The organism is Cytobacillus sp. Hm23 (assembly GCF_051842895.1).
GTDB lineage: Bacteria > Bacillota > Bacilli > Bacillales > SM2101 > Nanhaiella.
On record NZ_JBPXRQ010000075.1, the window covers coordinates 1 to 10,615 of the forward strand.

Genomic DNA, 10,615 nt, shown 5'->3' on the forward strand with positions numbered 1-10,615 from the left:
CAATAAATACAGATATCAATGGAATTTAAAGAAGATGACCCCTGTTCAATACAGAGATCACCTTCTTAATGTAGCCTAGGCTTTTTTTAAAACTGTCCTTTACAAAGGGTACACTTTATTATAGGGTGGGCTTTTTTATTTGTATTTAACTATACCTAGTATATAAAAGACAAGATAAAAGTGTTATGGGAAGACTAATCTGGACAAATAATTGAGGAAAAAAATATCATTATATCGATGAAGGTGAATATAGTCTTCTTGCTATACTGTCTCCTTTGTTTGTACAAGATTCATGAAAGTAGTAAAAGCAAGAGTGTATGATAAAAAAAGCTGAGAGAAAACCACTTTCACTGCTTTTCTCTCAGCCTTGTAAAATCCCCAACTTCTAAATCTCTAAAATATGTTACAAATTCTCCATCAGTTTCTTAGCAATCCGTTCATAATCATCTCTATCGATTCCTGGCGCAAATTCTTCTGGCATATCATCTAAGTCTGGTATTGGAGCACCTTCAGGTGTCCCCTCTATGACTGCTAATGGCTCGCCATTTTCAGGGTTAGTACCTTTCCAAATTTTATTAATGTCTTTATAGTCTGTATCACTCCATGTGTATAAGATGTTATTCAATCCTTGTTCTTCATATTTTCTAGCATAATCAAATTTTGAATTGTCTAGATCAGGCACTGGGAGCATTTTCTTGACATCAACACCTGTTGCAATTTCTAGTGCTTTAGCATATGCGAGTGCATGAGTGCCTCCTCGTACTAATAGATAGCCAATCATTTCCCTCGCAGTTGGATGATCCGTCATTTCATATACACGCATTTTATGTGTACGAGCACCTAGTTCTAAGAAGAAATTGTGCAAAAGATCAAGTACGAGGTTTCCGCTATTGAACACGTAATCTCCTGTCCAGGCTTTACCCATTGAGTCACCTGGTAAGGCTGTCTGCGCTGTAGCAATATATTGGTACGTATTTCGTTTATTTAAGCCGTTTTGAAGTGGTGTAATGTTTGGGTCTCCTGGAAATGTGATGCCTCTTGACAATAAATTTATTGTGTTGTTCACCAGTTCAACATGCCCAAACTCTTCAGCAGTAATGCTAGCGACAAGATCATAGAAGGGTTTAAATTTAGATTTATTACGAAAGCCGAAGGACTGGTACATATAGTTATTCAATGTTGACATTTCACCGAAGCGACCCCCAAGTAATTCTTGGACTGCAGCAGCAGCGTTGGCATCTCCGTGCTCAGGTATAGTTAGAGCAATTTGCAAACGGTTAACTCGTTTAAACATGGTAATGCCTCCTTTTAACCTTGAGTAGGCGATATCCAAACAATGTGCTGGGTTCTCACGAAAAATGGTGATTTACTAACTTCAATGACAATATGATCGGGCATAACTGTTTGTAAAATCCCTCTTAATGAACCTTGTGTTGTTTGAACTACGACATTTGTCCCGCGGATAGAAGATAAGGCTTGATAAACATATGGATCAAAAAAATAAAGTGGAGTATTTTGAGGGTTCATTTCCTCAGCTCCTTTTATCAAAATGTATCTAAGATATATATGTTAAGAAAGACAGAAACATTCATTTTATTATGAAAAAACACGGGCGTTAATTACATTATTTAACAAGGAAACTATTTACCAAATGGATATTTCTAGCTACTAAATAACAACTTCCTTTATAATGGAATTATTGTCATTGTCTTGAACTTAGATAGCTATTTTTATAGAATATGTAAATAGTAGGATTTCATCATCTATTGTCGAATCATAGATATTAAACATTTTATTTTACAGGGGGATAAATATGGAAGTTGCTGCTACGTTTCATCCAGTACTAAATAAAGTTATTGAAAATATTGAAAAAGTAATGATAGGAAAACGGGACATTACCATCTTAAGCTTAACTGCTCTGTTGGCTGAGGGACATGTGTTGCTAGAGGATGTACCTGGTGTTGGTAAAACGATGATGGTACGTTCGCTTGCAAAATCCGTTAATGCAGATTTTAAACGTATTCAATTTACCCCAGACTTATTACCATCTGATGTAACTGGGGTTTCTATTTATAATCCAAAGGAACTGAAATTTGAATTTCGACCAGGCCCTATTATGGGAGATATTGTTTTGGCAGATGAGATTAATCGAACATCACCAAAAACACAATCAGCCTTATTAGAAGCAATGGAGGAAGGTAGTGTAACCATTGATGGGATTTCATGGTCATTATCAAAGCCATTTTTCGTTATGGCTACACAAAACCCAATTGAATATGAAGGAACTTATCCACTACCTGAAGCGCAACTGGATCGTTTTTTACTAAAAATGAAAATGGGATATCCAACTGTGCAAGAAGAGATCGAAGTGTTGACAAGAGCGGAGAAAAGTAAGCCGATAGATGAGTTAACGTCAGTGATAGATTTAGGAGAGCTTAGCCAACTACAAGATGAAGTGAAAGAAGTTTATGTGGATGATCAATTGAAACAGTATATTGTTAACCTTGTTTTAGGGACACGTAATCATACATCTACGTACTTAGGAGTTAGTCCAAGGGGTTCGCTCGCGCTTATGAAAGCTTGTCAGGCATTTGCTCTTATCCATGATAGAGATTACGTAATCCCAGATGATGTACAATATTTAGCACAGTTTGTTCTTTCTCACCGCATTATTTTAAAATCGGAAGCAAAGTTCGAAGGTTTAAGTACAGAGGATATTATTGAACAAGTAATTAAAAGAACAAGTATACCTATTCAACGTCAAAGATCGCTGAGGTAATTATGAAAAAGGTAAATAATTTTGTACTGTTTTTCGGAAAGTTCTTTTTAATACTTCTATTATTAGCAGGTATTTTTGTATATGCGATGTTTCAGGGTGGTTTCGTTAGTTGGTTTTTATTTTTTAGTTTTTTACCGTTTGTATGTTATTCTCTCATCTTAGCAATATACCCTATCAGGTTCTTTGAGGTAGAACGTAATATTAATCAAAGTCAGTTTATCGCAGGAGAAAAACTGACTGGAACTATTACGATAAGACGAAAATATCCACTTCCGCTATTATATATTTTAATAGAAGAGACCTTACCAGAATCATTACTTAATGCTATACAATCAAAAAGATCAAAGGTTATTGTTTTTTCATGGTTAAAGAGGAGTTATTCGTATGAATATATTATCGAGTCTATTCCAAGAGGAGAATTTAAGCTGTCTAACATAAGAGTTAAAACAGGTGATTTTCTTGGGTTAATTGAAAAAGAGCGAAACTATATTGCTGAACACTCAATATTAGTTTATCCGAAGTGTATTGATATGGTCTATTCTCAAGGCGAAAACCAATTTGAACAAGGTATGACGTCTTCACGTTTGAAGGTTCATCGTGAAACAGCTGTTACAACAGGTGTAAGAGAATATAGAAATGGTGATCGCTTTTCATGGATTGATTGGAAATCGACAGCAAGAAAAAATACGATTATGACAAAGGAATTTGAGCAACAGCAAAGCAACGATATTGTCGTTTTTTTCGATCGATCACGTTCTGTAGCATTTGAACATTCGGTTACATTTGCAGCTTCGGTGACTAATGCAATATTACAAAGAGGATCGCAAATCGGGTTTATCTCAATAGGAAAAGATAACGTAGAGATTCCCTTAGGAAGTGGGGGAATTCAAAAGCAACAAATTCAGCATCATTTAGCAAGAGTCAAGGCCGAAGAGGAAGTGGCATTTACTGCACAGTTAGAAGGTGAAATAGCAAAATACCATCGATCAGTGTCGATTATGCTTATTTCTACACACCTTAACGAAGAAATGATGCAATTTATGAAACGAATGGCGTTAAATAACGCGAGCATCATTTTTATTCTTGTTAAAGATAATGATGCTAAACCATCAACTGAGGAGCTTCAATTAATTGAAAGCATTGAAAAGAATCGTATCCTACCAAAGATTATATATGGTGAACGTTTCACAGATGTGTTTAACGAGGTGGGTAGACCATGATACGTCAAGATGAACTATTTAACGTGAGGAACATCGTTTTATATCTCTTTAGCCTTTTTCTGTTATGGGAGTGGCTCAGACCATTGACTCTCATTACCGATACTGGAAGTATATCATTATTCCTTGTCTTTTTAGTCATATGTCTCCTATTACTATATTTTCGTATTCGTTTTTGGCTATCACTTCTTATTACTGGATTAATCATGTTTTATATGCTCCATACGACCTACCAAGACGGGAGCTTCTTTCAAATTGAGTTGATAAATCTCATATATGAAGAGATATCATATAATATATCCATGGCTTTGGACGGTAATTGGACAGAAATGACAGGTTATTTTCGAAGTCTGCTATTTTTCATTTTGCTGTGGATGATGTGCTACTTGATGCATTATTGGATTGTGCACCAAAAACGTATATTTACCTTTTTTGTTTTAACAATTATATATACAACCGTGATTGATACGTTTACACCATATGAAGCAGAACATGCCATTGTGCGTATATTGGTTATTGGTTTAATTATGATAAGCTTTTTATATTATGAGCGGACGATCGATACTGAGTTGTTAAATAACAACAGAAGAGATTTTTTCTTAAAATGGTTGTTGCCTACATTTGCTGTTGTTGTCGTATCTGCTTTTGTCGGTTTTCTCGTTCCGAAAGCTGAACCTCAATGGCCTGACCCTGTACCCTATTTGAAATCGTATGTACTAAGTAATGATGGAACCGGTAGTGGTGTGAAAAAGGTTGGGTTTTCATCAGATAGTTCACAGTTAGGCGGCCCTTTTATTCCTGATGACGAGGTTGTTTTTACGGTAGAAGCAAGTGAGAAGCATTACTGGAGAATAGAAACTGAGGATGTCTATACTGGAAAGGGCTGGGTTTCATCTGAAAGCTCTGGACGACGGTCATTTGATAGATTAATTGAGGTGTATGGTGATTGGTGGTCTTTCGAGAGTGTAGAACAAACTCCTGTTGAAGCACAAATAAATATGATGAAACAACAACCATTTATCGTATATCCGCTAGGACTGACATCAATCGAGGGCGTTCCTCTTGAGTTCAACCAAACGACTGAAAGATTATATGTTGAGCGAGACTCAGAGTTTACCAGTTTAACATATTATAGGACACTCTATAATTTACCTGAGTATTCTGTTGAAGCCTTACAAAATGCGAAACCATATGATGCATCAAATCGTTTTATCTATAAGTACCTACAACTACCAGACACTTTACCAACAAGAGTACGTGATTTAGCTAAAGAAATTACTGAAGGTAAGGAAACCCAATATGATAAAGTGAAGGCTGTTGAATCGTACTTTGACAGTGTGAATTTTCAATACGAAACAGAGGATGTAGCGATTCCTGGAGAAGAAGAAGATTATGTTGATCAATTTTTGTTTGAGACGATGAAGGGGTATTGTGATAACTTTTCTACATCGATGGTTGTGCTATTACGATCATTGGATATTCCTGCACGATGGGTAAAGGGTTTTACGAATGGAGAAAAGATTAAACATGACGTTTATGAAGTGACGAATAACAATGCCCATTCTTGGGTTGAGGTGTATTTCGAAGAGATTGGATGGGTTACATTTGAGCCTACAAAAGGTTTTACTAATCCATATGATTTTAGACGAGATATTAATAGAGATGCTGCTGAGGTTAATGTACCTGAAGTTCAGAGTCAACAGCCAGAGCTATTACAAGAAGAGGAAGTAGAAGAAGAGGAAGCAAATAAATATGAAGTGGAAAGTAGCTCTAATATATCAATACCATGGAAGCCTATAACTATTGTCCTTATCGTTGCTACCCTCATGTTCTTCATATTAAGAAAAACTAGATTAAAATGGTATCCGAGTGTGATGATTTTGTTATATAAAAACCGTAGGGATGAAGTTGTTTACTTTAAGGCATATGCAGCACTGCTAAAGCAGTTAGCGGTATATGGGCTTGGGCGCAAAGAGGGACAAACATTAAGAGCCTATGCTGCGTATATCGACTCTTATTTTGGTCATCAACAAATGACAGAGCTAACGAAAAGCTATGAAAGAGCATTATATCGCAAAGATAATGCACAAGACGAATGGGAAAAGTCGGTAGAATTATGGGAAAATTTAATTAAAAAGACAGCATCTTGACCAAGTAGTAGTAGGTTGATAGAATAGTGTAAATTATAAGATGTGTTTTGCAGTGAAAAAATCCAGCCAATTAAATACAGCGTGTTTTTCCTTCATATATCCTTGATAATAAGGTTCAAGAGTCTCTACCGGGTTACCGATAATAACCTGACTATGAAGGCAGTTAATTCTATTTGTACAAAAAAACTAGAATTTCTGCCTTTATATAATAAAGGGGGGATTCTAGTTTTTTTAGGCTCTTTTCGTAAACTTTGTCGCTTTTTCACTTGTATTTGAGTTACTTATGTGTATTAAAAGATTGTTATAGTCTATTGAGAAAAAAATAATCGTTTTTAGCTCTTATTACGAAAAGCAACAATGAATGCGAAGATAGCCCTTTTTATGAAGTAAAGATATCATCACCATAAATAATCATTGTGCTCATTGATCGCACATTATAATTATTTATGGTAAAGGCTGAATTTTGGAAGATTTATCATAGCTACTGTGTTACGATCTGTATATTTGTCAATATCATAAGGTATATTTTACCTTGATTTTGAAAAACGATAAAGACAACATACTTGATTGAAAAATTCTATTGAGGTGATAAGCTTGCAACATTATGAAGAAATAGTTGTAGTACTTGATTTTGGCAGTCAATATAACCAATTAATAACGCGACGAATTCGTGAATTGGGTGTTTACAGTGAATTACACCCGCATACAATTACAGCTGAAGAAATAAGAAAGATGAACCCAAAAGGGATAATCTTCTCTGGTGGGCCAAACAGTGTATATGATGAAAATGCTTATCATTGTGATGAGGAAATCTTTGAATTAGGCATCCCAGTATTAGGGATATGTTATGGAATGCAGTTAATGACAAAACATTTCGGTGGAAAAGTTGAAGGAGCAACCCATAGTGAATATGGTAAGGCAACTATTTCTATTCAAAATGATTCAACCCTATTTCAAAAATTGCCGAAAGAGCAAGTAGCTTGGATGAGTCATGGCGACTTAGTTACTCAAACACCTGAAGGGTTTTCAATTGATGTAACTAGTCCATCGTGTCCTATTGCAGGGATGAGCAATGAGTCTCGTCATTTATATGCAGTACAGTTTCATCCAGAAGTAAGGCATTCTGAATATGGTAATGATGTTTTGAAAAATTTTGTTTTTGATGTTTGTCATTGTAAAGAGCTATGGTCAATGGAGAACTTCATTGAAATGGAAATAGAGAAAATTCGTAAGACGGTTGGAGATAAAAAAGTATTATGTGCATTAAGCGGTGGAGTGGATTCCTCTGTAGTTGCAGTGTTAATCCATAAAGCAATCGGTGACCAATTAACATGTATTTTTGTCGACCATGGTCTGTTACGCAAAGATGAAGCAGAAGGCGTGATGAAAACATTTAGTGAAGGGTTCCATATGAACGTCATTAAAGTAGATGCGAAACAACGTTTTATGGAGAAGTTACAAGGTGTATCGGACCCAGAACAGAAAAGAAAAATTATAGGAAACGAATTTATTTACGTCTTTGACGATGAAGCTGCAAAGCTGGAAGGTATTGACTATTTAGCGCAAGGGACTTTATATACTGACATTATTGAAAGTGGTACAGCAACGGCTCAAACGATTAAATCTCATCATAATGTAGGTGGACTACCTGAAGATATGCAGTTTGAACTTATTGAACCGTTAAATACACTTTTTAAGGATGAGGTACGAGCACTTGGAACAGAGCTTGGTTTAAAAGATGAGGTTGTTTGGCGTCAACCGTTCCCAGGGCCAGGGTTAGGTATTCGAGTTCTTGGAGAAATTTCGGAAGATAAATTAGAAATAGTGAGAGAATCCGACGCTATTTTACGTGATGAAATTAAAAAAGCAGGCTTGGATAGAGATGTTTGGCAATATTTTACTGTTTTACCTAATATCAGGAGTGTTGGAGTAATGGGAGATGCACGAACGTATGATTATACGATTGGCATACGCGCTGTAACATCGATTGACGGTATGACTTCTGACTGGGCTCGCATACCTTGGGAGGTTCTTGAAGTGATATCAACAAGAATCGTGAACGAAGTAAATCATGTAAACAGGGTGGTATATGATATTACTAGTAAGCCACCTGCAACTATTGAGTGGGAGTAAATATTTACACTGAACACTCCTTAAGTAAGGAACTTAAAGAGAATTAGTATTAATCACGAACAAACACGAATATTATTTATATAATGTTCGTGTTTTTTATTGACATGCTCCATTGTGGTTGTTAGAATAAACGAGGACCGAATTTTGTAAAAATACGTCGTATATTTTTAGTGATATGGGCTAAAAGTTTCTACCTAGCTACCGTAAATGGCTTGACTACGAGGTATAAATTGATGAAATTGTATGGACATAGTAACTTCAAACAATCCAATAATTGAACTTATATTTTGATTTATGCTTATATGTTGTTGGAGTTTGCTATTTGTCTATATTTCCTTTTCTCTCTTTATTCCTATATGTCAACGCCCCTAGTAGTTAGGGGGCGTATTTTATTACAAATATATGGCGATATCATTCATAAGGGAGAGGTATATATAATGAAAAAATATTTTCAGTTTCAGGAATTAGGTACGAACTATAGAACTGAATTTATTGCTGGGTTAACAACGTTTTTATCAATGGCGTACATTTTAGCTGTTAATCCTTTCACATTGTCATTGGGAGCTATTCCGGATTATCCAGACGAATTACGCATGGATGCAGGTGCTGTATTTACTGCCACTGCTATAGCAGCTGCGATAGGGTCGTTACTAATGGGACTTCTTGCAAAGTATCCAATTGCATTAGCACCAGGTATGGGATTAAATGCCTTCTTTGCTTTTTCAGTGATCCTTACTTATGAGATACCTTGGCAAACAGCGTTGTCTGGTGTTTTTGTATCAGGGTTAATTTTCATTGTATTAACATTAACGGGCGTACGTGAAACGATTATTAATGCAATTCCAGCAGAGTTAAAACATGCAGTAGGAGCAGGGATTGGTTTGTTTATTGCTTTTATTGGCTTTCAGAATGCTGGAATCATTGTGAATAATGATGCTGTTTTAGTCGGTCTAGGTGACTTAACGAACGGTAAAACATTACTAGCGATTTTTGGTGTTGTTATTACTGTTATGTTCATGGTAAGAAAGATTAATGGTGGCATCTTTTATGGTATGGCTTTGACTGCAATTGCAGGTATGATCTTTGGCTTAATAGATACTCCTGATAAAATAGTTGGAGCAGTACCAAGCTTAGAGCCTACATTTGGAGAAGCGATATTTAATTTATCGAACATAGCTACTGAGCAAATGCTATTAGTTATTTTAACTTTCCTTTTCGTAGATTTCTTTGATACTGCTGGAACGTTAGTCGCGGTTGCGAATCAAGCAGGGTTAATGAAAGAAAACAAATTGCCTCGTGCAGGTAAAGCTTTATTTGCTGATTCTGCCTCAACAGTAGTAGGGTCAGTTCTTGGAACGTCAACGACAACTTCTTATATTGAATCATCAGCAGGGGTAGCAGCAGGAGGAAGAACAGGATTCGCATCTATCGTTACTGGAGGATTTTTCTTACTTGCGTTATTCTTTTCTCCACTATTAAATGTTGTAACAGCTGAGGTAACTGCACCTGCATTAATTATTGTTGGTATTTTAATGGTTTCTTCTTTAGGAAAAATTGCTTGGGATCAATTTGAAATTGCTGTACCAGCATTTTTAACACTTGTAGCGATGCCGTTAACATACAGTATCGCAACGGGTATCGCAGTTGGATTTATTTTTTACCCAATTACGATGATCATAAAGGGTAGAGCGAAGGAAATACATCCAATTATGTACGGGTTGTTTATCGTGTTTGTACTTTATTTCGTATTTTTAGTTTAATAGTCTCATATTATAGATGCAGATTATCTAACCAGCAAAATGATGTATGATGTAATCCTCATCGTATTATAGAGAAAGCCTGTTTTCACATTAATTGTTGATCTACGTATAAGAAATAAACACGTACACAACAAGAAAATGTTTATGTGAATACGGTATTTGATAAGAAGTCCGACCTTCCGTTATATATTGTATATTAGGAATGCTTGCCTAACAGTGATACAATATACAATGGATACAAGGTCGGGCTTTTTGTTGATCACTTAGGTGTAAGTAGAAATTAATAATCTCATAGATTTTAAATTTCTCCGTAAAAAGTGTTGACTATAAATCGTATAGATGATATATTATTATCTGTTGCTGTTAACAACAACATCATGTTAAAAAACATTGAAAAAAGTTGTTGACACAAACAAACAGAAATGTTATATTAATTAAGTCGCCTCTGAGCGATAGTAACAAAAAATGTTCTTTGAAAACTAAACAAAACAAAAGCGTCAACGTTAATTTTTTGAACAAATGAGCAATCAAACTTTATTGGAGAGTTTGATCCTGGCTCAGGACGAACGCTGGCGG

7 protein-coding genes and 2 riboswitches are annotated in these 10,615 nt (G+C 35.6%); of the genes, 5 read left to right on the top strand and 2 right to left on the bottom strand.

Going from position 1 to position 10,615, the window contains the following annotated elements:
* Nucleotides 1–403: 403 nt before the first annotated feature.
* Both ACSVDA_RS24190 and ACSVDA_RS24195 read right to left on the bottom strand, forming a co-directional pair.
* On the bottom strand, nt 404–1,294 hold the full coding sequence (locus tag ACSVDA_RS24190; RefSeq protein WP_485886896.1) for a manganese catalase family protein: 891 nt from the start codon (nt 1,292–1,294) through the stop codon (nt 404–406).
* Between the two features lie 14 nt (nt 1,295–1,308).
* A complete protein-coding gene (locus ACSVDA_RS24195; RefSeq protein ID WP_485886898.1) occupies nt 1,309–1,527 on the bottom strand; it encodes a YuzF family protein in 219 nt (72 codons plus the stop codon).
* 286 nt (nt 1,528–1,813) lie between these two features.
* On the opposite strand from ACSVDA_RS24195, the gene ACSVDA_RS24200 reads away from it, so the two are divergent.
* The 5 genes from ACSVDA_RS24200 (at nt 1,814) to ACSVDA_RS24220 (ending at nt 10,039) form a co-directional block, all read left to right on the top strand.
* A complete protein-coding gene (locus ACSVDA_RS24200) occupies nt 1,814–2,779 on the top strand; it encodes an AAA family ATPase (RefSeq protein ID WP_485886900.1) in 966 nt (321 codons plus the stop codon).
* Nucleotides 2,780–2,781: 2 nt separating this feature from the next.
* Nucleotides 2,782–3,999 (top strand): DUF58 domain-containing protein, encoded by a 1,218-nt coding sequence (locus ACSVDA_RS24205; RefSeq protein ID WP_485886902.1) that lies wholly within the window; start codon nt 2,782–2,784, stop codon nt 3,997–3,999.
* The gene (locus ACSVDA_RS24210) at nt 3,996–6,146 is read left to right on the top strand and encodes a transglutaminase TgpA family protein (RefSeq protein WP_485886904.1); all 2,151 of its coding nucleotides are present in this window, start codon (nt 3,996–3,998) and stop codon (nt 6,144–6,146) included. Before ACSVDA_RS24205 ends, ACSVDA_RS24210 begins: the two co-directional genes overlap by 4 nt.
* A 72-nt stretch (nt 6,147–6,218) precedes the next feature.
* A riboswitch (purine riboswitch) is annotated at nt 6,219–6,320 on the top strand.
* Between the two features lie 420 nt (nt 6,321–6,740).
* Nucleotides 6,741–8,279: a glutamine-hydrolyzing GMP synthase gene (gene guaA, locus ACSVDA_RS24215; protein WP_485886906.1), complete on the top strand. Its 1,539-nt coding sequence runs from the start codon at nt 6,741–6,743 to the stop codon at nt 8,277–8,279.
* A gap of 137 nt (nt 8,280–8,416) precedes the next feature.
* A riboswitch (purine riboswitch) is annotated at nt 8,417–8,518 on the top strand.
* Between the two features lie 198 nt (nt 8,519–8,716).
* On the top strand, nt 8,717–10,039 hold the full coding sequence (locus tag ACSVDA_RS24220) for an NCS2 family permease (protein WP_485886908.1): 1,323 nt from the start codon (nt 8,717–8,719) through the stop codon (nt 10,037–10,039).
* Nucleotides 10,040–10,615: the final 576 nt, after the last annotated feature.